We start from the raw sequence: 24,000 nt of genomic DNA, 5'->3' as shown, positions 1-24,000 counted from the left end.
ACCGCAATGTCTCGCGTGATACATCGACTTGAAAAACCGAGTCGATTATGGATTCAAAGCGGATCGTTCAAGTCGGCGTATCTCTCAAGTATCCCCCAATCGGTTCCCTCTCCCTCTGGGAGAGGGCTAGGGTGAGGGCAAGCGGTCTCAAGGCTTAAGAAAGATCCGCCCCCAGCACAACACTCAAGGCACTGCGCGCATCATCCAACTGCACCAACGTCGCATGCCGAGCCCCCAACGCATCACGATTCTCGATCGCCGTCAGAATCGCCTTATGCCGCGGCAACGCCAACTCATGCAGATTCGGCCGTTGATTGGAGTGCTTCAGCGCCTCGGCAATCGCCACCGCAAGCATGTTGCACAGGTTGGCCAGCAAATCGTTGTGGGTCGCGTCGGCAATTCGGCTGTGAAAGTCCAGATCCGGCTGCAACAAGGCTTCCGGGGTCGGGGCCGCTTCCATGCGCTGGTAAGCCTCGGCAATCGACGCAATGTCGGCATCGGTCGCATGCTGGGCGGCGAGGGCGGCGGCGGCCGGTTCGATGATGCTGCGCACGCTGGTCAGGACGTTGAAGAACTCGTTCTGCGGGCTGCTTTGCATCAACCAGTGCAATACGTCCGGGTCGAGCATGTGCCATTCGCGGCGCGGCTTGACCACGGTGCCGACGCGGGGTTTGGAATACACCAGGCCCTTGGCGACCAGCACTCGCGTGGCTTCGCGCAACACCGGCCGGCTGACCGCGTACTCCTCGCAGAGCAGGGCTTCGGCGGGCAGTTTGTCGCAGGGCAGAAAACGTCCGGAAACAATCTGCATGCCCAGTTCCTGGACGATGCGCGAGTGCATGCTTTTACGGTCGGAAGGTTTGCGGTAATCCATGGGGAGTGGCGCGATCCTGAGCGATGGAGATGCCGCGCATCATAGCAATGTGGGAGCGAGCCTGCTCGCGATAGCGGTGTATCAGTCAACATGAATATCAACTGACAGATCGCCATCGCCAGCAGGCTGGCTCCCACAAGGGGATGGCGGTTTTAGTGGGAATGGCGCGGGACTTCAGCCCCTCGGCAACCAACGAGGAAGTCGAAATCGCAACCCTGATCCGCCTGCAGCACATGGTCGATGTACAACTGACGATACCCACCCACCAACAGCTGCTGCGGCGGTTGCAGATCCGCCATGCGCGCCGCCAGTTCAGCGTCCGGAATGTCCAGATGCAAACGCCCGCTGGCACAGTCCAGCTCGATCCAGTCGCCTTCCTTCACCGCCGCCAAAGGCCCGCCGGCCGCTGCTTCCGGGGCGACGTGCAAGACAACGGTGCCATACGCGGTGCCGCTCATCCGTGCGTCGGAGATGCGCACCATGTCGGTCACGCCCTGCGCCAGCAGCTTGGCCGGCAAACCCATGTTGCCGACTTCGGCCATGCCCGGATAACCCTTCGGCCCGCAGTTCTTCATCACCAGAATCGAGTCCGCATCGACGTCCAGTTCCGGGTCGTTGATCCGCGCCTTGTACATGTCGAAATTCTCGAACACCACCGCGCGCCCACGGTGCTGCATCAGTTCCGGCGTGGCGGCTGACGGCTTGAGCACCGCGCCCAGTGGCGCCAGGTTGCCGCGCAACACGCAGATGCCGCCGTCGGCGCGGATCGGATTGTCGAGGGTGCGGATCACTTCGTCTTCACCGTAGATCGGTGCGTCCTTGGTGTTCTCGCCGATGGATTTGCCGTTGACGGTCAATGCATTTGGATTGGGAATCAGATTGGCCTCACCGAGGCGGCGCAGCACGGCCGGCAAACCGCCCGCGTAGTAGAACTCCTCCATCAGGAAACGCCCGGACGGTTGCAGGTCGACGATGGTCGGCATGCCGCGACCGATGCGCGTCCAGTCGTCCAGATCCAGCTCGACGCCGATGCGCCCGGCGATGGCTTTGAGGTGGATTACCGCGTTGGTCGAACCGCCAATGGCCGCGTTGACCCGGATCGCGTTTTCGAAGGCTTCCTTGGTCAGGATCTTCGACAGTTTCAGATCCTCACGAACCATCTCCACCGCACGCATGCCGGACATGTGCGCCAACACGTAACGCCGCGCATCCACCGCCGGAATCGCCGCGTTGTGCGGCAGGGACGTGCCCAGTGCTTCGGCCATGCAGGCCATGGTCGACGCGGTGCCCATGGTGTTGCAGGTGCCGGCCGAGCGAGACATGCCGCCCTCGGCCGCGAGGAAATCGTCAATCGTGATGGTGCCGGCCTTGACCTGTTCGCTGAGCTGCCAGACCACGGTGCCGGAGCCGATGTCCTTGCCCTTGTGCTTGCCGTTGAGCATCGGCCCGCCGGTGACGACGATCGCCGGCACGTCGCAACTGGCCGCGCCCATCAGCAGGGCCGGGGTGGTCTTGTCGCAACCGGTCAGCAGCACCACGCCGTCAATCGGATTGCCGCGAATCGCTTCCTCGACGTCCATGCTCGCCAGGTTGCGGGTGAGCATGGCGGTCGGACGCAGGTTCGATTCGCCGTTGGAGAACACCGGGAACTCCACCGGGAAGCCGCCAGCCTCGATCACCCCGCGTTTGACGTGTTCCGCGATCTGGCGGAAGTGCGCGTTGCACGGGGTCAGTTCCGACCAGGTGTTGCAGATGCCGATGATCGGCTTGCCGTGAAACTGATGGTCGGCGATGCCCTGATTCTTCATCCAGCTGCGGTACATGAAGCCGTTCTTGTCGGCCGTGCCAAACCATTGGGCGGAGCGCAGGGTGGGTTTCTTATCAGACATGATCGATTCTCTTATTGTAAGACTATTGTTTGCGAGCTTTGGCTAAACATAAGCGCAAAGTCGACGGTTTGGAAGTGTTGTTGCGTAATTAGTATTACTATATAGTCGATTTCGACGGAGGGATGGCCCTGGCGGTTTTCCGCGAGAGGCGTCCCCCGAGGTTCCATAAAAACAACAATCGGAGACCGATCTCATGAGCCAGGAACTGCGGCTTGTCCGGCGCATCACGTTGAAACTGATTCCCTTCCTGATCCTGCTGTACCTGATCGCCTATGTGGATCGCTCTGCCGTCGGCTTCGCCAAGCTGCACATGGGCGCCGACATCGGTATCGGCGATGCCGCCTACGGCCTTGGCGCCGGGCTGTTTTTCATCGGCTACTTTCTGTTTGAAATCCCCAGCAACCTGATGCTCGAACGCTTCGGCGCGCGGCGCTGGTTTGCGCGGATCATGATCACTTGGGGCGCGATCACCATTGGCATGGCCTTCGTTCAGGGCCCGCACAGTTTCTACGTGATGCGCTTTCTGCTCGGCGCGGCGGAGGCGGGTTTCTTTCCCGGCGTTCTTTACTACATCACCCAATGGTTCCCGGTTCGCCACCGCGGCAAGATCCTCGGGCTGTTCATCCTGTCCCAACCCATCGCGATGATGATCACCGGCCCAGTCTCGGGCGGTTTGCTGGGCATGGACGGCATCCTCGGCCTGCATGGCTGGCAGTGGCTGTTCATCGTCATCGGCACCCCGGCGATCCTGCTGACCTGGCCGGTATTGCGCTGGCTGCCGGACGGCCCGCAGCAAGTGAAATGGATGGACCAGGCCGAGAAGGACTGGCTGACCGGCGAGTTGAAAAAGGACCTGCAGGAATACGGCCAGACGCGTCACGGCAATCCGCTGCATGCGCTGAAAGACAAACGCGTGTTGCTGCTGGCGCTGTTCTACCTGCCGGTGACCCTGAGCATCTATGGCCTGGGCCTGTGGTTGCCGACCCTGATCAAACAGTTTGGCGGCAGTGATCTGGTCACCGGTTTCGTGTCCTCGGTGCCGTACATTTTCGGGATCATCGGCCTGCTGATCATTCCGCGCAGTTCCGACCGTTTGAACGACCGGTACGGCCATCTCGCGGTGCTCTATGTGCTGGGTGCCATGGGCCTGTTCTTCAGCGCCTGGCTGTCGTTGCCGGTGGCGCAACTGGCGGCGTTGTGTCTAGTGGCGTTTGCGTTGTTTTCCTGCACGGCGGTGTTCTGGACGCTGCCGGGCCGATTCTTTGCCGGTGCCAGCGCGGCGGCCGGGATCGCCTTGATCAACTCGGTGGGCAACCTCGGCGGTTACATCGGCCCGTTCGTGATCGGCGCGCTGAAGGAATACACCGGCAACCTCGCTTCGGGCCTGTACTTCCTGTCCGGGGTGATGGTGTTCGGGCTGATTCTGACGGGCGTCGTTTATCGCGTGCTGGAGCGCAAGCATGTGCTGCCAGTCGAGCAATTTGCAGCGAGCGCACGCGGTGCGACGCGCACCTGAATGATCAACACTGGCCCCTGTGGGAGCGCTGTTTTTTTGAGGGAATAGGAGAAGATTTATGCATCTGGTTCAATTCGAATTGAGTAGCGGCGAGCGCCGTGTCGGGGTGGTCGAGGACGGTCTGGTGCGTGAAGTGCAGGATGCACGCACGGTTCGTGATCTGGCCCTGGCGGCAATCGAGGCCGGCAACACGCTCGCGCAGCAAGTGCAGACCCTCGGCCTGGGCATCAGCCATGATTACGCCGAGTTGCTGGCCCAACTGCGCATCCTGCCGCCACTGGATCACCCGGACCCGGCGCACCTGCTGGTCAGCGGCACCGGCCTCACGCACCTCGGCAGCGCGTCGGCCCGGGACAAGATGCACCAGCAGGCCGGCGACGAAGCGGCGATGACCGACACCATGCGCATCTTCAAGTGGGGCGTGGAGGGTGGCAAACCGGCGGCGGGGCAGGCCGGGGTGCAGCCGGAATGGTTCTACAAGGGCGACGGCAGCATTCTCGTGCGTCCTGGCCAGCCGTTCCCGCTACCGCCGTTTGCCGAAGACGCCGGCGAGGAACCGGAGATGGCCGGCCTCTACATCATCGGCCACGATGGCAAGCCGTATCGCCTCGGTTTTGCGGTGGGCAACGAGTTCTCCGATCACGTCATGGAACGCAAGAATTACCTGTACCTGGCCCACTCCAAGCTGCGCAGTTGCAGCTACGGCCCGGAACTTCGCACGGGTGAATTGCCTCAACACCTGGCGGGCACCAGTCGCATCCTGCGCGACGGTGAAGTGCTGTGGCAGAACGAATTCCTCAGCGGCGAGGCCAACATGTGCCACAGCCTGGCGAACCTCGAATACCACCACTTCAAGTACCGCCAGTTCCTGCGTCCTGGCGACGTACACATTCACTTCTTCGGCACCGCGACCCTGTCGTTCGCCGATGGCATCCGCACTCAACCGGGCGACGTGTTCGAAATCAGCCAGGCTGAATTCGGCGCACCGCTGGTCAACGGCATCGCCCCGGTCGCAGCGGCATTTGAACCGGACAGCATCGGCACCCTTTAAGGAGATCCCATGACTCAGATTCTCGGTCACAACTACATCGGCGGTCGTCGCAGCGCGGCGGGTAACGTCAAGCTGCAGAGCGTCGACGCCACCACGGGCGAAGCACTGCCCCACGATTTCATTCAGGCCACGGAAGCGGAAGTCGACGCCGCCGCCAAGGCCGCTGCGGCGGCGTATCCAACGTATCGCAGCCTCAGCGCCGAACGCCGCGCGCAGTTTCTCGATGCAATCGCCGATGAGCTGGACGCGCTGGGCGATGATTTCGTCGCCGTGGTCTGCCGCGAAACCGCGCTGCCGGCCGGGCGGATTCAGGGCGAAAGAGGGCGCACCAGCGGCCAGATGCGCTTGTTCGCCAAAGTCCTGCGACGCGGTGATTTCTACGGTGCACGCATCGACCTGCCGTTGCCGGATCGACAGCCGTTGCCGCGTCCGGATCTGCGTCAGTACCGTATCGGCCTGGGGCCGGTGGCGGTGTTCGGCGCCAGCAATTTTCCGCTGGCATTTTCCACAGCCGGCGGCGATACCGCGTCGGCGCTGGCGGCCGGTTGCCCGGTGGTGTTCAAGGCCCACAGCGGTCATATGGCCACGGCCGAACTCGTTGCCGACGCGTTGATCCGTGCAGCAGAAAAAACCGCTATGCCGGCCGGTGTGTTCAACATGATCTACGGCGGTGGCGTCGGCGAATGGCTGGTCAAGCATCCTGCGATTCTGGCCGTGGGTTTCACCGGCTCGCTGCGCGGCGGACGGGCGCTGTGTGACATGGCCGCCGCGCGCCCTCAACCGATTCCGGTGTTCGCCGAGATGTCGAGCATCAATCCGGTGATCGTGTTGCCCCAGGCCCTGGCCGTGCGTTCGGAAACCGTTGCCCGCGATCTGACCGCGTCGGTGGTGCAGGGCTGCGGTCAGTTCTGTACCAATCCGGGTCTAGTGATCGGCATCCGTTCGCCACAGTTCACCGCATTCGTTGAGCAAGTCACGGCGCTGATCGGCGATCAACCGGCGCAAACCATGCTCAATGCCGGCACCCTCGGCAGCTATGGCAAAGGCCTGGAAAAACTCTTGGCGCACGCCGGCATCGAGCATCTGGCGGGCAATCCGCAGCAGGGCAATCAGGCGCAGCCGCAGTTGTTCAAGGCCGATGTCAGCCTGCTGATCGATGGCGATGAAGTGCTGCAGGAAGAAGTGTTCGGCCCGACCACGGTGATTGTCGAAGTGGCCGACACGGCGCAGTTGAGCGCGGCGTTGCAGGGCCTGCACGGGCAACTGACGGCGACCATCATCGGCGAGCAGACGGATTTCGAGCACTTCCCGGAGCTGACGCCGTTGCTGGAACAGAAGGTCGGACGGATCTTGCTCAATGGTTATCCGACCGGTGTCGAAGTCTGTGATTCGATGGTTCATGGCGGGCCGTATCCGGCGACCTCCGATGCTCGCGGCACCTCGGTGGGTACCCTGGCGATCGATCGTTTCCTGCGTCCGGTGTGCTTCCAGAATTATCCCGACAGCCTGTTGCCGGAACCGCTGAAAAACGCCAACCCGCTGCGCATTCAGCGGCTGGTGGATGGCAAGCCATCGCGCGAAGCCCTCTAACCGCCGAACCCAGTCAATGGGGGGAGCGAGCCTGCTCGCGATCGTCAGGCGACATGTATGTCGACTGATGCACCGCTATCGCGAGCAGGCTCGCTCCCACAGGCAGGGCTCAGCAGCTGCTTTGAGCTATCATTGCCCCTTTCCCCCTGAAAGACATGATTGCCATGACTGCCGTAACCGACACCCTTCTCAACGCCCTCGAACACTGCGGTATGGTCGAAATCGACGGCCTGCACGCTTTCGAATTTGCCCTCGACGAAGACGACAACCTGCACATCGAATGCATCGATGGCCGGGCCGCCAAGCATTGGGAGTTCACCCCGGCGCAGGTGGCAGCGGCGACGTTTGATCTAGATTTGCAGAGTTGGCTGATTGTCGGTTTTGCCAGCGACACCAAAACCGTTGGCGAGCACCGCTTGGTGTGCCTCGGTGATGTACTGAGCAGCGCCGACGACGAGGAAGAAACCGAATGAACATGCGTAAATTCTGGCCATTGCTGATGGCCGGCAGCGTCGGCGCGATGGGCCTTTCCAGTGCCTCGGCCGAGAGCTTCCAGTTTTTGGTGGGCTCCTACACCGCCGATACCAGCGAAGGCATTTACCGGATGAACTTCAACAGCGCCACCGGCCAGATTGACGCCAAGCCGCTGCAAGTGATCAAGAGCGAAAACCCGTCGTGGCTTACCCTGTCGAAGGATCAGCGCCGGCTGTTCGTGGTCAACGAAAACGGTCCTGGCCAGAAAGACCCGGTCGGTCGCGTCAGCAGTTATTCCATCGATCCGAAGACCCATGCCCTGAGCCTGATCAATCAGGTCCAGAGCCTGGGCAACGAGCCGACCCATTCCAGCCTCAGCGGCGATGCCAGCCATCTGTTCGTCAGCAACTATTCGGTGATGGAAGATCCGGGCGGCACCCTCGCGGTATTGCCGGTGGGCAGCGACGGCAAGCTCAAACCGGTGGTGCAGATGAGCGCGCACCCGGCAAGCCGGATCAATCTCGAGCGTCAAGCCTCGAACCACGTGCACTCGACGGTTTCCTCGCCGGACGGTCGTTATGTGTTCTCCAATGACCTGGGCGCGGACAAGGTCTTTGTCTACCTGTTCGATCCCAAGGCCAACCCGGACTTGCCATTGACGCCGGCGATGACCGCTTCTGTGCCTTTGCCCGCCGGCAGCGGCCCGCGTCATCTGTTGTTCAGCGCCGACGGCAAACACGCCTGGCTGACCATGGAAATGAGCGCCCAGGTTGCGGTGTTCGATTACCACGACGGCGTGCTGACCCAGACGCAACTGGTCGATCTGGCGGCCGGTCAACCGACCTCGGACAAGGCCGCCGCCGCGTTGCACGCATCCGCTGACGGCAAATTCCTCTATGTCAGCAACCGTGGCACCGCCAATCAGTTGCTGGTGTTTGCTATCGATCCGGCGTCCGGTCAGCTCAAAGAGTTGCAGCGACGTTCGGTGGAAGGTGATCACCCCCGTGAGTTCAGCCTCGATCCAAGCGGCAAATTCCTGCTGATCGCCAATCAGAAAAGCAATCAGATTGTCGTGGTCGAGCGCGACAGCAAGACCGGTCTGCTGGGCAAAACCGTACAAAAACTGCCGATGGACGCCCCGAGCGATATCAAGTTCCTCATGCGTCAATAAGCCGCAGGCCCCGTTCTACGGGGCCTGAAGCTATGTATTAATCCTGCTGATAACAGGTAATGTTGCAAAGCATTTCAAGCGATCAACCCTCGAGCGTTAAGTTTGCTCCACGGCCCAACCGGGCAAGCAAGCCAACTGAACACGAGGGTTACCGCCATGAACTTCAATCTCTTCTCCGTAATTGCCGCTTCCGCCATCTCCGCCACCGTGGCTCTGCCAGCCAGTGCCAACGTTGAAATCAGCGACAAAAAATCCCACACCCAGAGCTACACCCAGAAATACCTGCAACAAAGCGCTAACTTCTACGCCGCGCTGGATCACAAAGCTCAACACTGAAATTTCCGTTACGCCCTGGAACTGCCCAAGGCTGCGATCCTTTGATCTTGTTTCTCAAAAAGCAAAATCAAAAGATCGCAGCCCTGGGCAGTTTTTTGCCTGCGCAGCGACCGACGATAGCTATTTTCAAACGACGAGATAGACCGGCTAAATAATCAACGAAGCTGATGGTTACTATGGAAAACCCTGAGTGGTTACCCCGGCTTTTTTGATCGATTCTGTGGACCTCGAAACATTGTCCACGGAGCACACATCATGGCCAGTTCAATCATCACTTCCGCCAAACGCGGCGCCTACGTGGCCATCGGTCTGTACCTGGTCATGGTGCTGTTTGTCAGTCTGGCGTCGCAGTCGCAACACAGCTTCGAAGCACCGATCGACGTTGCACATCCCGGCATCCAGTTCGAACTTCGCTCACAAAACGCAGCGGTCGGTTCAGCTGAACTCGCGGGAGTCGGCGGAGCATGAAAGGCTACAGACTCTGGGTCATTGCCGGATTGGCGTTCATGACCAACGGCGCTTCCCTGTTGGGATTTGGCCAAGGCTCGGTCGGCGGGCTGGCCCGGGCCATAGAGGCCAACCACAACATCGCGCACAACATCGAACGGGCCAATGCGCTGGGGCTGCTGGCCGGCAATCCGCCAGCGAAAACCGCCAGCGGTTTTCTTGGCCCGTTCGAAGTGGATTGCTCGGCCATCGGCATGTGTGAAGTGCTGGCGTAACGCGCCTACTTTTTCATGATGCCGGTGAACAGCTCCGATTCCAGAAACCGCTGCAACCAGGCCTGCAACCGCACGTAAGGCGTCTGCGCAAACCAGTCACGATCAACATGGGCGAACTGGCGAACGAACGGCAACAGCGCGATGTCGGCCAGGCTTGGATGCCCGGTCAACAAGTAATCACGACCCTCGAGCAACTCATCCAGTTTCTGCAAGAACAGAGCACCTTCGGCGCGATAAACCTCCATCGGCTGTTCCGGATAACGCTCGGCGTACTTGTAGCGATTCAGGTGAATCTTGAATACGCGATCGTTGGCTTCGATCAACTCGGCAATCCTTGAATCACCCCCCAGTAACCAGTCATCCGGATCATTCTGCGCCAGCGCCCAGCACATGATCTCCAGGCTTTCATCGATCACCTGACCGCCCGCATCCAGCACCGGCACCGTGCCCTTGGGCGAGATCGCCAGCATCTCGGCCGGTTTGGCTTTCAGGCTGACTTCGACGATCTCCACCGGCACGCCCGAATAACGCAGGGCCATCCGTGCCCGCATCGCGTACGGGCAGCGGCGGAAGGAATACAGCGTGTTCATTTCACCTCCAGCGTGCTCAAACCGTTGCCTTGGCGCTGTACTTGAATCTGCACCGGAATCCGCTCGTGCATTTCCTGTACGTGGGAAATCACCGCGACCTTGCGCCCCTGCGCCTGCAAGCCATCAAGAGCGTCCATGGCCAGTTGCAGGGATTCCGGATCGAGGCTGCCGAAGCCCTCGTCGATGAACAGTGATTCGATCTTCAACGTGCTTGATGCCATCGAGGCAAGGCCCAGGGCGAGGGCCAGCGACACGAGGAAGGTTTCGCCGCCGGACAGCGAATGCACCGAGCGCAGTTCGTCGCCCATTTCGGTGTCCATCACCAGCAGGCCGAGCATGCTGCCGCCGCGCTTGAGGCGATAGCGCTTGACCAGTTGCCGCAGCTGCACGTTGGCGTGATGCACCAGCAGGTCGAGGTTGTAGGCCTGGGCGATCTTGCGAAAGGTGTCGCCGGTGGCCGAGCCGATCAGCGCATTGAGCCGCGCCCAGCGCTGATATTCGGCATAGGCATCGGCGATCTGCTGCGCCAGCGCCTGATTGGCGTTCTGGCGGCGCTGGTCTTCGGCCTGCTCGGCGCGCAGTTCGGCGCATTGCTGTTCGCTGGCCGTGCACTGGTTTTGCAGGTCGGCGAGGGCGCTGGCGAGTTGTTCGGCGTCCAGGTTGCCGTTGTGTTGGCCCTGATGTTCGAGCAGGCGCTGATCGCGTTCCTGCACCAACACCGTGGCCTGTTCAACGGCTTTTTCGTTGCGCTGCAAGCGCTGGCGTAGCTCATCAACTTGCGCGTCATCAATCCGCAGCAGGTCTTCGAGGCCACCGTCATCCAGCTCCGGATGACGGGCGCGCCAGTCGGCAATCTTGCCGGCCAGTTCGCGGTCTTCGGTTTCCAGCGCTTGCAGACGCTCTTGCTGCGCCTTGAGTTCGGCGGCGATTTGCACCCACTGCGTACGCGCTTCCTGTAGCGCCTGAGTCGTCGTGGATTCGGCGTTGCGCGCCTGTTCCACGGCCTGTTCCAGTTGCTGCTGCCAATGCTCGGCGCAGGTGTGATCGCCCAACAATTGCGCCAGTTTTTCCTGGCTGGCGAGTTGCTGTCCGGTCAGCGTGTTGAGTTGCTGTTCAGCGTTTTGCAGCTGCTGCACACGGCCCTGTTGGCGGTCCTGTTCTTTCTCGAGCGTCTGCTGGCGTTGTTGCTGTTCGGCCAGCTCTTCCTTCTGCTGATCGACTTGCGCCAGACGCTCGGCAATCTGCCGGTCGAGCTGCATGAATGTTGCGGCTGGTTCAGCGCGCAGGGCTTCGAGCGTGTCGCTCGGCAGCAGTGTGGCGAAGGCCGCCAGCTCTTCGTCCAGGCGCTGGCGGTCAGCGCTCAGCTCGCGTTGCTGATTGCTCAGGTGCTGGGTCGCTTGCTGGTGTGCGGTCTCGGCCTGACGCAATTGCTGGGTCAGGCGCGCCGCATCCTGTTGCAGCGTGAGCAGGGCGGTCTGGCGCTGTTCGTCCTGGGTAATGCTCTGATTCAGTTGTTCATTCTGGCGAGTCAGCCACGCGGCGCGTTTGTCACTGTCCTGATTCAGCAAGGACGCCGCCAGCGGATGCGCCTCGATGCTCGGCGTCAGCGATTGTTGCTGAGCAGCCAGTTGTTCCTGCTGTTGCAGTAACTCTTTCTGTTGGGCAATCACGCCACCGACACTGGCGCGCAGCTCGGTGAGTTTTTCCTTCAGTTGATCGACTGCTTGCTGCGCGCTGGCCTGCTCGCTTTCATCGTGACGGCCGAGGCTTTGCAGCAGGGCTTCCGGCTGATGATACGGATGCTCGTTGCTGCCGCAGACCGGGCACGGTTGGTCGTCCTGCAACTGCGCGCGCAGCTCTTCGACACTGGCACTGCGGGCCAGACGCTGACGCTCGAGCAGTTCACGGGTGACGTTGAGGGTCTGTTCGGCGACGGTCAGCTCGGACTTGGTTTTCACCCCGTCCTGGGTCAGGCGCTCGCGTTCCTGTTGCGCATCGAGCTGGCGCTGTTGCAGCTCGGCACTGCGCTTGTCCAGCTCCTGCTGACTGGCCCACAGGCGCGTCAGGTCCTCGACGGCGCGCAATTGCTTGCGGTTGTCCTGCAACAGAGTGCCGAGGATGCCGATCTGCTCGGCGACGGCGTCCGGCTCGGCGCCGGCTTCCTTGAACAGCACTTCCAGCTGTTGCTTCTGCGTGGCGAGCGCTTCGCTGGCGCGAGTGGCGTTTTCTTCGAGAGAGGCCAGTTCACTTTGGCCCTTGTTCAACCGATTGCCGATCAGCATCAGTTGCTGCAAACGGTCGCGATAGGCATTCCACGCTTCGCTCAACGGTGCCAGATGAGCGCTTTGCTCAAGATCGGCGGCAATGCGCTGCAAGCGTTCGGCGACCTGTTTTTGCTGATCGAGCAGGGACTGGATCGTGCTTTGGCCCTGAGTGCAGGCTTGCTCTGCGGCGTGCTTCGCTTCGGTGCCGGACGCAACGTCCTTGGCGAGGCGGGCGAGGGTGCTTTGCTCCTCGAAAGCCTGGCGCAACAGCGGCGCGCTTTCGCTCAGCTGCGTTTGCGCCTGGGTCAGGGCGATCTGCGCTGCGGCGAGATCCTGTTCCAGTCGCGTCTGGCGCTCAGCCAGTTCGCTTTGTTGCCGGGTGTGCGCACTGATCTGTTCCGCCAGTGGCGTCAGCAGTACATCCAGTTCGGTTTTGCGGGCGAACTGGTGCCGTTGCGGGGCGAGCTGTTCCAGGCGTGTCAGTTTCAGACGTTCACCGGCCAGCGATTCGCGTTCATGCTCGGCGCTGCGTAGTTGTTCAGCGGCGGCTTGTTGCGAGTCTTGCAGCCGCAACAGCTCCTTGAGCCAGTCGTGCTGTTGCTCGATCTGCTTGAGCTGCGCCTGCTGCAACTTCAGCTGTTGCTGGGCGGCATTGAAGCGCTCGTCGAGTTCGGCGCGAGCCTCGGGGGCCAGCGGAGTCACGCCGGTGGCCTGATCCTGCAACTGCTTGTGGGCTTCGCGGGCCTCTTTGGTCTTGTCGAACGCGCGGCGGCCGAGTCGCGTGTAGAGCGCGGTGTCGGTGAGCTTTTCCAGCAGTTCGCTGCGGTCGTTATCGTCGGCCTTGAGGAACGCACTGAACTCGCTCTGGGCCAGCAGCACCGCGCGGGTGAACTGTTCGAAGTTCAGGCCCAGCGCGGCCTCGAGCTGAGTCTTGTACTCGCCTTTCTGGCTGGCGAGCAGTTGATCCTGATCGATGTCGCGCAGGCTCTGACGGCTGGCCTGCAACTTGCCGCCGGCCTTTTCCCGGGCACGGTTGGCTTCCCAGCGCGCGCGATAGCGACGGCCATCGACGCCGACAAAATCCACTTCGGCAAAGCCTTCACCAGTGCCGCGACGCAGCAGGGTGCGCGGGTCGCCGGTGGCGATTTCGCCGTCGGCGTCCGGCACCTTGGCGTCACGCCCGGTGTTGTTCAGGCGCGGCACGGCACCGAACAGCGCCAGGCACAAGGCGTCGAGCAGGGTACTTTTACCGGCGCCGGTCGGGCCGGTGATGGCGAACAGGCCAGCGCTGGCCAGCGGTTCGGCGGTGAAATCGATTTCGAACGGGCCCGCCAGCGAGGCGAGGTTCTTCAAACGAATGGCGAGAATCTTCATGGCTGCTCGCCCTCCATCTGTACGTCTTGCAGCAGTTCGGCGAAGTCCTTGAGGGTTTGCTCGTCGACTTCGCTGCCGTAGTTGTCGAGCCAGGCGCGGCTGAACAATTCCTGCGGCGTGAGCTGGTCCAGTTCGATCAGCGCGCTGCCGTCCTCGGCACCATCAGCGCCACGGTTGCCGGCGTATTCGGCAGCAATCCGTACCAGTCGCACAGCCTTGCCTTGCAAGGCGCTTTCGACCTGATGGCGCAGGTCCGGTTGTGGCTCGTCGAGGCGCACCCGCACTTCCAGCCAAGGCTGGCGCTGGGTTTCGGCCAGCAGGTCGATGTTCGGCAGGTCCGCCAGTTGCAGCAGGATCTCCGCCAGCGGCGCAGGGCCGAGGCGCTGCAGATTGACGGAGCGGGGGATCAGCATTGGCTCGACGCTGACCAGGGTTTCGCCGTCCAGAACGATGTCGAGCACCTGGTGCTGATAACTGATTTCCGAAAACGACAACGGAATCGGCGAGCCGCTGTAGCGAATCCGATCTTCACCGTTGACCTTCTGCGGCTTGTGCAAATGGCCGAGAGCGACATAGCTGATGCTCGGCCCGAACAGGCTGGCAGGCAGGGCTTCGGCGTTGCCGATTATCAGGCTGCGCTCGGAGTCTTCCGACACCGAGCCGCCGGCCATGTGCGCGTGGCTGATGGCGACCAATGCCTGGCCCGGTTGGCGCTTGGCGTTCGCCGCTTCGATCAGCCATTCATGCACCTGGCCAATGCCACGCAAATAGTTGTCGCCCAGATGCGCGCCGGTGACCTCGGCAGGCCGCAGGAACGGCAGCGCCAGGCACCATGCGGCGATTTCACCGGTGGCGTCCGGCAGCGGCAACAGCAGACGTTCCGCATCCAGTTGCCCGTCATCCAGCCACAACACCCGACCCAGCGCATGGGTACGCAAACGCCGCATCAACGGCGCGGGCAGTTCGATCCGCGAACCGGAATCGTGGTTGCCGGCGATCATCACGATGGTCAGCAACGGTTGCTGTTCGTGGGCGCTGACGATGAAATCGTAGAGGCGTTCCTGGGCTTTGACCGGTGGGTTGACCGTGTCGAAGATGTCGCCGGCGATCAGCAGCACGTCCGGCTGCGCCAGCTTCAATTGGCGCAGCAGCCACTCGAGAAAACAGGCGTGCTCGAAATCGCGCTCCTGGCCGTGCAGGTTCTGCCCAAGGTGCCAGTCGGAGGTGTGAAACAGACGCAAGGCTGACTCCGCAATATAAAAAGGTGATGGCCGCCGAGATGAGAGGGCGGCGAAAGAGGGGAGAGTTTACAGATTATTGCGGCGGGTAGGCTTGTCCGGGAGATGGCGGCCGCGATCTCGGTGAACCCATTAATTGACGACTCGGCACCGGTTACCTACCATCGCGCCACTATATTGATATCGTTTTTGGGGTCTGGCGACTCGTCGTGCTTCAACCCGCACGCCACGATAGCTCACAGAGACATAGAGTCTGGAGCAAGCGTAATGAAACGGGTTAATTCGATACCTTCCGTTACTGACAATCCAGCGTATTTTTCCTGGAAAAAACAGTGGTCGAATCAGGAAGGCCTGGACGTTTATTCGTACATCTTCGATCAATGCCAGCCCGAACATATTCTGTTGTTTTCAAAAATGCTTTTCCCGGATTTTGTGGTGAAAGAGGGTGGCGTATTTTTAGCGCGGAATTTCTCGACTGAAGTGCTTGATAGGTGTTCTGGCCTTACCTCTGGTGATATTTCAAAGACTGAAAAGTTATTGAATGTTGTGAGGATCTATGACGTTTTTGGCCAGGTTGCTGCTGGTGTTTCGGATGACGTGTTTCTTCAATTGTGCAATGTGATCGGTTTCGCGTGGCGCATGGTGCTGAAAGAAAAATTTCCAGAGAAGGTGTTTTGTGTAGAGGTGTCGAACTCGGAGCAGAACTATGGCCCGGATATTACTTTCTACCAGGTTGGATCGTTGAGTCCGGGAGCCGAGGCATGAGGTTTCGGGACCTGGAGCAAGGACCGGATGTTTACGGGCCCCCGGTAAAGCTCTCGTCGTTGGATGAATGGTATTTGTCCGTGCGCGATACGCCCTTGGATTGCTTGAGTGTGGGAGATGTCTGTCGTGCATTGAGGCAGGATTTGCATGTGCGGGAATTGTTGCCCATCGGCATCGCTTTACTGACCGAAGACGTCCTGGAAGGCGATAGATATGACGGAGAATTGCTGGTCGCGCTGGCGGGTTTGAGAACTGTGTATTGGCACGAGAATGTCGAAGCATCCCGCAAGGCTGTTGTAGCTGTGGCCGAAGTGAATCGCTTGAGTGCTGACGCTGAGCTGTTAAAGGCTGCTTCAGCCCTGACAGGTTGCTTGAGATGACTATGATTTTTAGCTTGTTGGGTCGCGGTGATCTGGGATTGATTCGCGCTGGTATGACGCGAGACCAGTCCCGAGCGACCCTTGGTGGAAAGTTTGATGAGTTTTTCAAGACTGAAGATTCGGCAGTGCCGACGGATGCTTATGATGATCTAGGCGTTCACATGTACTTTGATGAGAGTTTCATTGTCGTTGGTGTTGAATTTTTAAAGTGGAGTGAGCTTGTTTGGGGGGATCAGAAACTGGTCGGTGAAGACGCTCTGGTGATACAGCGGTTTCTGAAAAGCCGAGGACAAACGCTGGTTTTCAACAACTCGGGTTTTGATGTTGTTGATATGGGTTTGAAGTTTTACGTGCCTGACTTCGAAGAAGATGACGCCATCGTCGAGGCTGTGTATGTAGAGCTTTATCGCGCCTGATGAAGACTTCAAAAGTAATTAAGGTCGCAGAATCCTTGAGTGTTGTGCTGATTGATCGACTTGGGCAGGAATCCCTTTTTGATGAGGCTGAGTGCTCGAGAAATATCTATTTAATAGATGAAGCCGGTCGTAGGGTTTGGCAAGTCTTTTCTGACTTTGACGCCCATGCAGGTCCCTTCACAAATATCATCCTCAATGAGAGGGGGCTTAAAGGTTATAGATGGGATGGTGGTATGTATGAGATTGATATCGAAACGGGAAGGGCGGTTCCTGGCGAGTTTATGAAGTAGGTGCTAACAGACAATGAGCCAGATAAAAGTGGAAACTCGTTGCTCAGGATCGAAAAGCGAAAAAGGCGATAAATAACCGCAGGGGTTGCGATGAAGGATGGAGAAGTGTTCCGAAAGACGTTGATTGACTTGATTGCCGAAAAGTGGGGCACTTTCGAGGCTGAGAGTTGGGCGGCCGACTATAGGCTGAATTGGAATGACGAACTGTCGGAATTGATGGGTAACGCTGTGTCCGATGTTTCGAGAGTCGCGCAAGCATTGAAAAATAAAGATGACGTTGAGTTGTGTGTGGCGGCGGGGAGGGCGCGTACGGTTTTTTTGGATCTGTCAAATTTTTTTAGAGGAATATTTGATGATTTCGATGCACTGGTCAGAGAAGCCGAGTGGCAAGAAATACCTGACGACTATGTTTACGACAAGACATGAAAGTGAAAGGAAAGGGGGCTTTTTTATTAAATAAATCTGTCCCTTTTTTTTACTATGTTTGAGGATTGCTGTGAAAGCTAACAAGGCAATGGAATCGCTGCTGGCTGACCTGCCACTCGTTGTTATCGAGGGTGAGCTAGAGCGTATTGCACGTTCTGATTTTGTCGAGCGTGATGGTTGTATTTTTATCGCAGCTCTGAATCCTCAAAGTCATATGAGCCTCGATAGCTTCCCTGATAGAACCGGTTATGAGTGTTTCGTGAACTCGGTTCATATTGATGATTATGTCAGCGATGATTTATTAGCCACCGCTATTTCCTGGTTGTCCCTGGTACTTGATCAATGGAATAAATTCGGTCTGCCGGGTGTTCTTCAGGGGAGCGTTTCAACCGACGAATTCGGTGCAACGGTCAAGGTTCATGTGCTCCGACCTGATGAGCCCTGGTTGGGCGATGACCTTGAGGGGTATGAGCAAGCAGTGCTTACTGTTAACTCGGGTGACATGGGATTTCTTGCCCAGTAGCAAAAGGGGACAGATTTATTTGATTAAATAAATCTGTTCCCTTTTTGATTTTCTGATTCCCGATAGAGAGCGATATTGGGTAAAGGACGGAAGTGATTATTGGAAGCTGAGGTTTCTATAAAACAGGAAGGTGTCCGGGTGGACAAAACTCGAGTTTAGCCATTTATCCACTAAGTAATCTTTGCAAGGGGCTTTCAAACGCAGCCCCCGACGCAATGTTTATCGCAATCCTACTTCGGATACAGCGGCGGCAACCCACTATCACCGACCGGATCCTGCACCCGCTCCGCCGTCGGAATCGTCCGGATCGCCCGCCACAGATCTTCACCCTGCCAATGCTGCCCGGTCTCGCTGTACAGCGCGCCGTTCAGCCCATCGAGCGCATCCGACAACGGCACAAACCGCGCCGCCATATCCGCCAGCGTTTCCGGCTGCTGGCGGGCCCAGGCGTCGAGGGCCTGGCGGGTGGCGTGGGGGTCGTTGGCCTGGCTGGCGCGTTTGATGTCGTCGAGCAGGGTGCGCGGGCTCGGGCCGGTTTGTGCGGCGCGCAGGATTGCCGGTTGCCAGCGGGCACGCCACCACAGGCCGAAGCCGAGCAGGGTGGTGCAGGCGAAAACGAAGGTGCTGAGCTTCCACCACCACAAGGCTTCGGTGTCGACCACGCTGAGCGGTTGCGCGTTGCCGGCCGGGGTGTCGACTTGCAGGCTCGGGTTGTTCGCCACTTGCAGGGTGCGCGCCGGCAGGCTGGTGTGTTCCAGGTGATCTTCGAAGGTGTTCCACCAGACCACGTCCACCGTTGGCAGCTCGATCGAGCCGCTTCGGCTCAGCACCAGCGCTTCACGTTCTTCACGGCTGCCGATCAGGCCGCGGTCGCTGCTCTGGTTGTTCAGCACCGGTTGATCCGGGTAGCGGCGCAGGCCGTTGGCTTCGGTGGCGGGCAGGGCGGGCAGTTGCGAGCTGGCCAGGCCTTCGGCCTTGAGGGTCAGGCTGCGGGTCAGGGAGTCGCCGACCTGAGTGTGCTCCGGCTCCGGGTTCCAGCTTTCGCTCAGGCTCAGGCTGCGAGCCGGCAGCCACGGCGCATCGCTGGGGTAGGTCATCGGTTTGGGTTTGACCGTCAGCGAAGTCGCGGCGGAGCTGATGTGCATCAGTTTGCCCGGCTTCGGCCCCTGCGCCGTGGCGTCCTGCGCGGGCTGGGTATCGACCAGTGTGGCGCTGAAGGTCTGCGGGGCGATGCTCAGCAAACCGCTGTGCTGCGGATAGATCGCATAGCGCATCTCGATCACGCCATGGCGCACGCCGTTGATGTCTTTTTCGTAGGTGCGCATGTCGCCCAGTTGCTCGATGCGCGCGTCGGCGATCTGCAATGGCGTCAGGCTGCTGTCGTCGTACAGCGACACCGAATGGTAGATGCGCAACGTCAGGATGGCCTGGGCCTGCACGTAAACGCTGGTCTGGTCGAGGGTGGCTTCGATGAACACCGGTTCGCGGGCATTGTTTTCTTCGCGGGTGTCGCTCTCGATCACTTGCACGGTGATCGGCTGGCTCTCGACGTCGCCCAGTTTCAGCGGCGGGATTTCAACGCTGCCGTTCTGCTTGGGCAGCAATGTGATGATCCAGCGCGTGGTAGCGCGGTTGTCATCGTTTAGCGTGTTCAACTGGTTGACCTGACGCGTGCCGCGCACTTCGAACAGCGGCTCCAGCGGGCTCAGGTCCGGTTTGCCGAACTGCGTGACATCGTTGGATTCGAGGGTGAGTTCCACCGTCTCGCCGGAGTTCAGGCGACTGCGATCCACACTGGCCGTCAGCTCGGCCGCCTGGGCGGTGGCCGTGCAGATCAGCAGGGGCAGCAAGAGAGCGGTGAAACGGGTCATCGAATGTTTTCCTGATCCTGATGTTGTTGCTGTTCGTACCAGAATTTGCGTCGCAGCAGTTCGCCCGGATCATCCGGGATCTTGCCCAGCCATTGTTCCAGCGCCTGCTGTTGCTCGCCTTCGAGAGTGTCCTCATTGGGGCGCAGCAGCGGCGGGGTGTTGTGTTCCTCGCCCGGTTCGCTGTCCGGCAGCTCGTTGGCACCCGGCAGCGGCGGGGTGGTCGGTGGCGGTTCGCTGGCGGATTCGCCGGTCTGCGGCTCGCTGTGCGTTTCGCTTTTGACCGCTGGTGGTGGTGCGGTCTGTGGCGGCGGTTCATCGCCCGGTATGTTTGGCTGCGCCGGTTTGTCTTGCGCTTCGGCCGGCGGCGGGGCGTTTTTCTGTTTCAGCAGGTTTTCCACCAGCGCCTTGTTGGTCAGCGCCGGACGCAGATCCGGCTGACGTTCCAGGGCCTGTTCGTAGGCGTCCAGCGCTGCTTCCAGCTCGCCGCTTCTGGCCAGGGCGTTGCCACGATTGTAGTGGGCGTGGGCGTCATTGCCCTCGGCGAAACGCTGAGCGGCGCCACTGTAGTCGCCGGCCTCGTACAACGCCACCCCCTGCCATTGCGGATCTTCGAAATGCTTCGCCGCTTCGGCCGGGCGTTTCTGTTTGAGCAGATGCAGGCCTTGCTGATCGGGACGCAGCCACAGGTCTTCGAAGTCGAAGGCATAGCTTGGTTGCGGCAATGCCAGCAGCAGCGGCAGGCAGAACAGCCAGCCACGCCGCCCGGCGCACGCGGCGAGCAACAACAGCGGCAACAGCAGCCAGTAACCCTGATCGGCCCAGGCGTCGAGGCGCACGGTCTGGCCATCGTTGCGCAGGCTGCGCGGGCCATCGAGCAGGCCGAGGTCGCCCAGATCGGATTCATCCAGCCGTGCGCTGCGGTACTCGCCGCCGACCGCGTTGAGAAATGCGCCGAGGCCCGGGCTGTCGAGTTGCGGTACGCGGATCGCGCCCTGGGCATCCTTGAGGAAACTGCCGTCTTCCTGAGCAATCGGCGCGCCCTCGGCGGTGCCGACACCGAGCATCAACAACTGCGCCGATTGGCCGCTCAGCGCATTGCGAATGCCTTGGCGTTCCTCTTCCGACAGCGAAGAGCCGATCAGCAGAATCCGCCCCTGACCCAACGCACCCTGCTTGAGCAGCGCCAGCGCCTTGCTCACCGCCAGATCGGCGCGATGGCCGCTTTCCGGCATCAGCGAAGGCTTGAGCGCGTCGAGCAGGTTGCGGCTGGTCGCCAGGTCATCCGACAGCGGCACCAGCGTATGGGCGCTGCCGGCGTAAACGACGATGGCGGTCTGGGCATCGCTGCGCACTTTCAGCAGGTCGAACAGCTTGCGCCGGGCCTGTTCCAGTCGCGTTGGTGGCGAGTCGGTGGCGAGCATTTCCGGGGTCAGTTCCAACACCACCACCAACGGATCGGCGGGTTTCTGGCTGGTCTGTTCGACCCGTTCCCAACTCGGCCCGAGCAACGCCAGAATCGTCAGCAGCCAAGCCACGCTCAGGGCGACCCACGGCAACTTGCTGTCACGACCACTGCCGCCACTGAGCAGCGTGGCGTGGAAGGCCGGCGGCAGAATCATCTGCCAGCGACCCGCGCGTTTCTGCCGGTGCCAGAGCTGCCAGATCAGCCAGCCGAGCAACGGCAGCAGCAACAGCCACCAAGGACGGAACCAGTGCGGCCAGAGGGCGATCATCGGCGCCTCCGCAAACGCAGGCGCTTGAGGCGTTCGCGCCAGTCAGGCAGGGGGCTTTGCAGATACAGCTCCTTGGTGAACAGCCGTTGCAGCGGGTTGTCCGGCCACAACGCACGGGCCACCAGCAAGATGCTCAGCAGCAGCGCGAACGCCAGCGGCCACTGATACAACGCCTGCGCCGGACGGGCCTGAGTCGGTTGCTGAGTCACCGGTTCGAGCTGGTCGAGGGTGTCCTTGATCGCTTGCAGCTCCCTGCCATCGCGGGCACGGAAATAGCGCCCGCCGGTGACCTCGGCGATGGCCTTGAGCGCCGGTTCGTCGAGATCGAGGGTCGGGTTGCCGCCAAGCAACGCCGTGGCGCCGCTTTCCTCGGGATCGGCGCCAATGCCGATCGGGTAGATTTTCACGCCTTCATTGGCGGCCAGTTTGGCGGCGGTCAGCGGGTCGATTTCGCCGCCATTGTTCGCGCCGTCGGTGACCAGAATCAGCACCCGGCTCTGGGCCGGACGCATGCGCAGGCGCTTCAGGGCCAGACCGATGGCGTCACCAATCGCAGTGTTTTTGCCGGCGATGCCGATCCGCGCCTCATCGAGCCAGACCCGAACGGTGCGCCGGTCAAATGTCAGCGGCGCTTGCAGATAGGCCTGGCTGCCAAACAGGATCAGGCCGACCCGGTCGCCATCGCGGCTTTCCAGAAAATCACCGAGCAAATGCTGAACCAGCGACAGGCGACTGACGTCTTCGTCGTTCCATTGCATGTCCGGGAAATCCATCGAGCCGGACACGTCCACGGCTACCAGCAGATCACGACCGCTGGCGGCAATCGGCAGCGGTTCGCCGAGCCATTGCGGGCGTGCGGCGGCGGTCAGCAACATCAGCCACAACAACAGAAATGGTGCCTGCTGACGCCAGGCCGGCAGATTGGCTCGGGCGCGACGGCGGGCGAGGCCTTCGAGATCACCCAGGAAACTCACTTTCAACGCTGGCTCGCCGCTGTCTGCCACCGGCAGCACCAGGCGCATCAGCCACGGCAGCGGCAACAGCAGAAAGATCCACGGCCAGGCGAACTCAAACATGTTTGCGGATCCAGGTGTCGACTGCCTGGGTCAGGCCGGCGATGGCTTTGTCGTCGAGTTTGCACTCGGGTTTGTAGGCGCCTTCGACGAGCACCATCCAGCGGGTCAGGCCGGCGGCGGGGCAACGGTTGTCGAGAAACGCCAGCCATTTGCGGCCGTTGAGGGTATGGCTCTGGCTGTAGGGGTAATGGTTGCGGCACAGGCGCTTGAGCAGGCCGTTGAGCTGCTGCAGCCAGGCCCCGGCCGGGGCACCGTCGTAAGGTTTGGGCATCTGCGCCAGTTCGGCGAGTGCGGCGATGCGCACGGGATCGAGTGGCAGTTCGGCGCGCACGATCGGTTTTTTCTTGATTGGAATGAAACGCCGCAGCCGCCAGGCTGCAAAACCAATCACCGGCAACAGCAAAAGCAGCAACCACCAGCCCGGTGCCGGCGGCCAGAAGGCAATCGGTGGCGGGGAGATCAGCGGTTGCAGTTGTTCGAGGCCGTTCATCGACGTTTCCCCGGACGTTGCGGGTTAAGGAATTCGCGCATCTGCTCGACCATTTCGCTCTGAGTGCTCAGCGGCATCAGCAGCACGCGCAGCTTCTGCGCGAGCAGTTCCCAGCGAGCGATCCGCGCTTCAGCCTGGGCGCGATAGGTCTGGCGCAGATCGAAGTTCAGGGTGTCGAGTTCCAGCTGCGCACCGCGCTCGGCGAACCTCAGCAGTCCGGCGGCGGGCAGGGCGTGATCCAGCGGATCGGACAGCGGCAGCATCAACAGGTCGCAATGGCGCGACAGCAGGCTCAATTGCTGCTCGGCGCTGTCGGACAGTGCGCGCTCGTCGCAGATCACGATCACCAGACTGCCCGGTCGCAGCACTTCACGGGCCCGGCGCAACGCCACGCCAAACGCATCGCGATCCGGTTCCCGTTCGCTGTGCAGCGACTGGTTGACCTTCACCAGCCGGTTGAGCAGCTGCAACAGGCTTTGCTTGCTGCGCCGTGGTTTGATTTCGTAATGCTCGTTGTCGCCGAACACCAGCCCGCCAACCCGGTCGTTGTGGCCCAGCGCGGCCCAGCCGATCAGTGCCGCAGCCTGCGCCGCGAGCACCGATTTGAACATCAGCCCGGAGCCGAAGAACAGCCGCGTGCTTTGCTCGACCATGATGAAAATCGGCCGTTCGCGTTCTTCATGGAACAGTTTGGTGTGCGGTTCCTGCGTCCTCGCAGTGACCCGCCAGTCGATGGTGCGCACGTCGTCGCCGGCCTGATAGACCCGCACCTGATCGAAGTCGACGCCGCGACCACGGAATTTCGAGTGATGCAGGCCGATCAACGGGCTGCGCTGGCTCGGCGTGGAAAACAGCTGCACTTCGCGCACGCGGTGACGCATCTCGATCAGTTCGGCGAGGCTGATGCGGATGCCCGGTTCGGACGGCAGGGAGGCGTTCAT

General features: G+C 60.7%; 24 protein-coding genes. 14 read left to right on the top strand and 10 right to left on the bottom strand.

Features of this window, described 5'->3' with window-relative positions; genetic code table 11:
• Positions 1–154: 154 nt before the first annotated feature.
• Positions 155–874 carry a FadR/GntR family transcriptional regulator gene (locus tag PDR5_RS16605; RefSeq protein ID WP_011334609.1) on the bottom strand — a complete coding sequence of 240 codons (720 nt, stop codon included), beginning with the start codon at positions 872–874 and terminating at the stop codon, positions 155–157.
• A gap of 152 nt (positions 875–1,026) precedes the next feature.
• Complete coding sequence (locus tag PDR5_RS16600) at positions 1,027–2,763, bottom strand: IlvD/Edd family dehydratase (RefSeq protein WP_064380416.1); 1,737 nt, start codon at positions 2,761–2,763, stop codon at positions 1,027–1,029.
• Positions 2,764–2,956: 193 nt separating this feature from the next.
• On the opposite strand from PDR5_RS16600, the gene PDR5_RS16595 reads away from it, so the two are divergent.
• From PDR5_RS16595 to PDR5_RS16560, 8 genes are all read left to right on the top strand, one after another.
• The gene (locus PDR5_RS16595) at positions 2,957–4,279 is read left to right on the top strand and encodes an MFS transporter (protein WP_064597246.1); all 1,323 of its coding nucleotides are present in this window, start codon (positions 2,957–2,959) and stop codon (positions 4,277–4,279) included.
• A gap of 58 nt (positions 4,280–4,337) precedes the next feature.
• On the top strand, positions 4,338–5,330 hold the full coding sequence (araD1, locus tag PDR5_RS16590; RefSeq protein WP_064597244.1) for an AraD1 family protein: 993 nt from the start codon (positions 4,338–4,340) through the stop codon (positions 5,328–5,330).
• A gap of 9 nt (positions 5,331–5,339) precedes the next feature.
• A complete protein-coding gene (locus PDR5_RS16585; RefSeq protein ID WP_064597238.1) occupies positions 5,340–6,920 on the top strand; it encodes an aldehyde dehydrogenase (NADP(+)) in 1,581 nt (526 codons plus the stop codon).
• 164 nt (positions 6,921–7,084) lie between these two features.
• Positions 7,085–7,393, top strand: coding sequence for a DUF5629 family protein (locus PDR5_RS16580; RefSeq protein ID WP_064600873.1), 309 nt, complete (start codon positions 7,085–7,087; stop codon positions 7,391–7,393).
• Positions 7,390–8,565 carry a lactonase family protein gene (locus tag PDR5_RS16575; protein ID WP_064597236.1) on the top strand — a complete coding sequence of 392 codons (1,176 nt, stop codon included), beginning with the start codon at positions 7,390–7,392 and terminating at the stop codon, positions 8,563–8,565. Before PDR5_RS16580 ends, PDR5_RS16575 begins: the two co-directional genes overlap by 4 nt.
• A gap of 156 nt (positions 8,566–8,721) precedes the next feature.
• Positions 8,722–8,901, top strand: a complete 180-nt coding sequence (locus PDR5_RS16570) for a hypothetical protein (protein ID WP_007941320.1) — start codon at positions 8,722–8,724, stop codon at positions 8,899–8,901.
• 255 nt (positions 8,902–9,156) lie between these two features.
• A complete protein-coding gene (locus PDR5_RS16565; RefSeq protein WP_064380404.1) occupies positions 9,157–9,369 on the top strand; it encodes a hypothetical protein in 213 nt (70 codons plus the stop codon).
• Positions 9,366–9,623, top strand: coding sequence for a hypothetical protein (locus PDR5_RS16560; protein WP_039766855.1), 258 nt, complete (start codon positions 9,366–9,368; stop codon positions 9,621–9,623). The genes PDR5_RS16565 and PDR5_RS16560 overlap by 4 nt, the downstream gene beginning before the upstream one ends.
• 5 nt (positions 9,624–9,628) lie before the next feature.
• Here the strand turns inward: PDR5_RS16560 and PDR5_RS16555 are convergent, their stop codons facing one another.
• From PDR5_RS16555 to PDR5_RS16545, 3 genes are read right to left on the bottom strand one after another with little or no spacing between them, the layout of a single operon-like run.
• On the bottom strand, positions 9,629–10,213 hold the full coding sequence (locus PDR5_RS16555) for a glutathione S-transferase (RefSeq protein WP_064597234.1): 585 nt from the start codon (positions 10,211–10,213) through the stop codon (positions 9,629–9,631).
• Positions 10,210–13,851 (bottom strand): AAA family ATPase, encoded by a 3,642-nt coding sequence (locus tag PDR5_RS16550; protein WP_064597232.1) that lies wholly within the window; start codon positions 13,849–13,851, stop codon positions 10,210–10,212. The genes PDR5_RS16555 and PDR5_RS16550 overlap by 4 nt, the downstream gene beginning before the upstream one ends.
• Positions 13,848–15,092 carry an exonuclease SbcCD subunit D C-terminal domain-containing protein gene (locus PDR5_RS16545; protein WP_064597230.1) on the bottom strand — a complete coding sequence of 415 codons (1,245 nt, stop codon included), beginning with the start codon at positions 15,090–15,092 and terminating at the stop codon, positions 13,848–13,850. Before PDR5_RS16545 ends, PDR5_RS16550 begins: the two co-directional genes overlap by 4 nt.
• A gap of 264 nt (positions 15,093–15,356) precedes the next feature.
• Here PDR5_RS16545 and PDR5_RS16540 point away from each other — a divergent pair, with 264 nt between their 5' ends.
• The 6 genes from PDR5_RS16540 to PDR5_RS16515 all read left to right on the top strand — a co-directional run bounded on the left by PDR5_RS16540 (position 15,357) and on the right by PDR5_RS16515 (position 17,889).
• Positions 15,357–15,854, top strand: a complete 498-nt coding sequence (locus PDR5_RS16540; RefSeq protein WP_064597228.1) for a hypothetical protein — start codon at positions 15,357–15,359, stop codon at positions 15,852–15,854.
• Entirely contained in the window at positions 15,851–16,234 is a 384-nt protein-coding gene (locus PDR5_RS16535) for a contact-dependent growth inhibition system immunity protein (protein ID WP_064597226.1), read from the top strand. Before PDR5_RS16540 ends, PDR5_RS16535 begins: the two co-directional genes overlap by 4 nt.
• Positions 16,231–16,650 (top strand): hypothetical protein, encoded by a 420-nt coding sequence (locus tag PDR5_RS16530; protein ID WP_143491836.1) that lies wholly within the window; start codon positions 16,231–16,233, stop codon positions 16,648–16,650. Before PDR5_RS16535 ends, PDR5_RS16530 begins: the two co-directional genes overlap by 4 nt.
• Positions 16,650–16,940 (top strand): hypothetical protein, encoded by a 291-nt coding sequence (locus PDR5_RS16525; protein ID WP_064597220.1) that lies wholly within the window; start codon positions 16,650–16,652, stop codon positions 16,938–16,940. The genes PDR5_RS16530 and PDR5_RS16525 overlap by 1 nt, the downstream gene beginning before the upstream one ends.
• A 90-nt stretch (positions 16,941–17,030) precedes the next feature.
• Positions 17,031–17,366 (top strand): hypothetical protein, encoded by a 336-nt coding sequence (locus PDR5_RS16520; protein WP_064597218.1) that lies wholly within the window; start codon positions 17,031–17,033, stop codon positions 17,364–17,366.
• A 70-nt stretch (positions 17,367–17,436) separates the two neighbouring features.
• Positions 17,437–17,889, top strand: coding sequence for a hypothetical protein (locus PDR5_RS16515; RefSeq protein ID WP_237233725.1), 453 nt, complete (start codon positions 17,437–17,439; stop codon positions 17,887–17,889).
• A 230-nt stretch (positions 17,890–18,119) separates the two neighbouring features.
• Here the strand turns inward: PDR5_RS16515 and PDR5_RS16510 are convergent, their stop codons facing one another.
• The 5 genes from PDR5_RS16510 to PDR5_RS16490 are packed head-to-tail and all read right to left on the bottom strand — an operon-like array spanning position 18,120 to position 24,000.
• Positions 18,120–19,760 carry a BatD family protein gene (locus PDR5_RS16510; protein WP_064597216.1) on the bottom strand — a complete coding sequence of 547 codons (1,641 nt, stop codon included), beginning with the start codon at positions 19,758–19,760 and terminating at the stop codon, positions 18,120–18,122.
• The gene (locus PDR5_RS16505; protein WP_064597214.1) at positions 19,757–21,493 is read right to left on the bottom strand and encodes a vWA domain-containing protein; all 1,737 of its coding nucleotides are present in this window, start codon (positions 21,491–21,493) and stop codon (positions 19,757–19,759) included. The genes PDR5_RS16510 and PDR5_RS16505 overlap by 4 nt, the downstream gene beginning before the upstream one ends.
• The gene (locus PDR5_RS16500; RefSeq protein ID WP_064597212.1) at positions 21,490–22,569 is read right to left on the bottom strand and encodes a vWA domain-containing protein; all 1,080 of its coding nucleotides are present in this window, start codon (positions 22,567–22,569) and stop codon (positions 21,490–21,492) included. Before PDR5_RS16500 ends, PDR5_RS16505 begins: the two co-directional genes overlap by 4 nt.
• Positions 22,562–23,059, bottom strand: a complete 498-nt coding sequence (locus PDR5_RS16495) for a DUF4381 domain-containing protein (RefSeq protein WP_064597209.1) — start codon at positions 23,057–23,059, stop codon at positions 22,562–22,564. Before PDR5_RS16495 ends, PDR5_RS16500 begins: the two co-directional genes overlap by 8 nt.
• Positions 23,056–24,000 carry a DUF58 domain-containing protein gene (locus PDR5_RS16490; RefSeq protein WP_064597208.1) on the bottom strand — a complete coding sequence of 315 codons (945 nt, stop codon included), beginning with the start codon at positions 23,998–24,000 and terminating at the stop codon, positions 23,056–23,058. The genes PDR5_RS16495 and PDR5_RS16490 overlap by 4 nt, the downstream gene beginning before the upstream one ends.

This window comes from Pseudomonas sp. DR 5-09, from assembly GCF_001655595.1.
Taxonomy (GTDB): domain Bacteria; phylum Pseudomonadota; class Gammaproteobacteria; order Pseudomonadales; family Pseudomonadaceae; genus Aquipseudomonas; species Aquipseudomonas pharyngis.
This window is presented reverse-complemented; position numbering and strand designations above follow the sequence as displayed.

Excerpts from the sequence above, each read along its gene's own strand:
- PDR5_RS16600 (WP_064380416.1), bottom strand. The coding sequence starts at position 2,763 with ATGTCTGATAAGAAACCCACCCTGCGCTCCGCCCAATGGTTTGGCACG.
- PDR5_RS16580 (WP_064600873.1), top strand. The coding sequence starts at position 7,085 with ATGACTGCCGTAACCGACACCCTTCTCAACGCCCTCGAACACTGCGGT.
- PDR5_RS16505 (WP_064597214.1), bottom strand. The coding sequence starts at position 21,493 with ATGATCGCCCTCTGGCCGCACTGGTTCCGTCCTTGGTGGCTGTTGCTG.
- PDR5_RS16605 (WP_011334609.1), bottom strand. The coding sequence starts at position 874 with ATGGATTACCGCAAACCTTCCGACCGTAAAAGCATGCACTCGCGCATC.
- araD1 (WP_064597244.1), top strand. The coding sequence starts at position 4,338 with ATGCATCTGGTTCAATTCGAATTGAGTAGCGGCGAGCGCCGTGTCGGG.
- PDR5_RS16510 (WP_064597216.1), bottom strand. The coding sequence starts at position 19,760 with ATGACCCGTTTCACCGCTCTCTTGCTGCCCCTGCTGATCTGCACGGCC.
- PDR5_RS16540 (WP_064597228.1), top strand. The coding sequence starts at position 15,357 with ATGAAACGGGTTAATTCGATACCTTCCGTTACTGACAATCCAGCGTAT.
- PDR5_RS16530 (WP_143491836.1), top strand. The coding sequence starts at position 16,231 with ATGACTATGATTTTTAGCTTGTTGGGTCGCGGTGATCTGGGATTGATT.
- PDR5_RS16525 (WP_064597220.1), top strand. The coding sequence starts at position 16,650 with ATGAAGACTTCAAAAGTAATTAAGGTCGCAGAATCCTTGAGTGTTGTG.
- PDR5_RS16585 (WP_064597238.1), top strand. The coding sequence starts at position 5,340 with ATGACTCAGATTCTCGGTCACAACTACATCGGCGGTCGTCGCAGCGCG.
- PDR5_RS16595 (WP_064597246.1), top strand. The coding sequence starts at position 2,957 with ATGAGCCAGGAACTGCGGCTTGTCCGGCGCATCACGTTGAAACTGATT.
- PDR5_RS16555 (WP_064597234.1), bottom strand. The coding sequence starts at position 10,213 with ATGAACACGCTGTATTCCTTCCGCCGCTGCCCGTACGCGATGCGGGCA.
- PDR5_RS16550 (WP_064597232.1), bottom strand. The coding sequence starts at position 13,851 with ATGAAGATTCTCGCCATTCGTTTGAAGAACCTCGCCTCGCTGGCGGGC.
- PDR5_RS16520 (WP_064597218.1), top strand. The coding sequence starts at position 17,031 with ATGAAGGATGGAGAAGTGTTCCGAAAGACGTTGATTGACTTGATTGCC.
- PDR5_RS16565 (WP_064380404.1), top strand. The coding sequence starts at position 9,157 with ATGGCCAGTTCAATCATCACTTCCGCCAAACGCGGCGCCTACGTGGCC.
- PDR5_RS16500 (WP_064597212.1), bottom strand. The coding sequence starts at position 22,569 with ATGTTTGAGTTCGCCTGGCCGTGGATCTTTCTGCTGTTGCCGCTGCCG.
- PDR5_RS16560 (WP_039766855.1), top strand. The coding sequence starts at position 9,366 with ATGAAAGGCTACAGACTCTGGGTCATTGCCGGATTGGCGTTCATGACC.
- PDR5_RS16490 (WP_064597208.1), bottom strand. The coding sequence starts at position 24,000 with ATGAACGCCTCCCTGCCGTCCGAACCGGGCATCCGCATCAGCCTCGCC.
- PDR5_RS16575 (WP_064597236.1), top strand. The coding sequence starts at position 7,390 with ATGAACATGCGTAAATTCTGGCCATTGCTGATGGCCGGCAGCGTCGGC.
- PDR5_RS16570 (WP_007941320.1), top strand. The coding sequence starts at position 8,722 with ATGAACTTCAATCTCTTCTCCGTAATTGCCGCTTCCGCCATCTCCGCC.
- PDR5_RS16535 (WP_064597226.1), top strand. The coding sequence starts at position 15,851 with ATGAGGTTTCGGGACCTGGAGCAAGGACCGGATGTTTACGGGCCCCCG.
- PDR5_RS16495 (WP_064597209.1), bottom strand. The coding sequence starts at position 23,059 with ATGAACGGCCTCGAACAACTGCAACCGCTGATCTCCCCGCCACCGATT.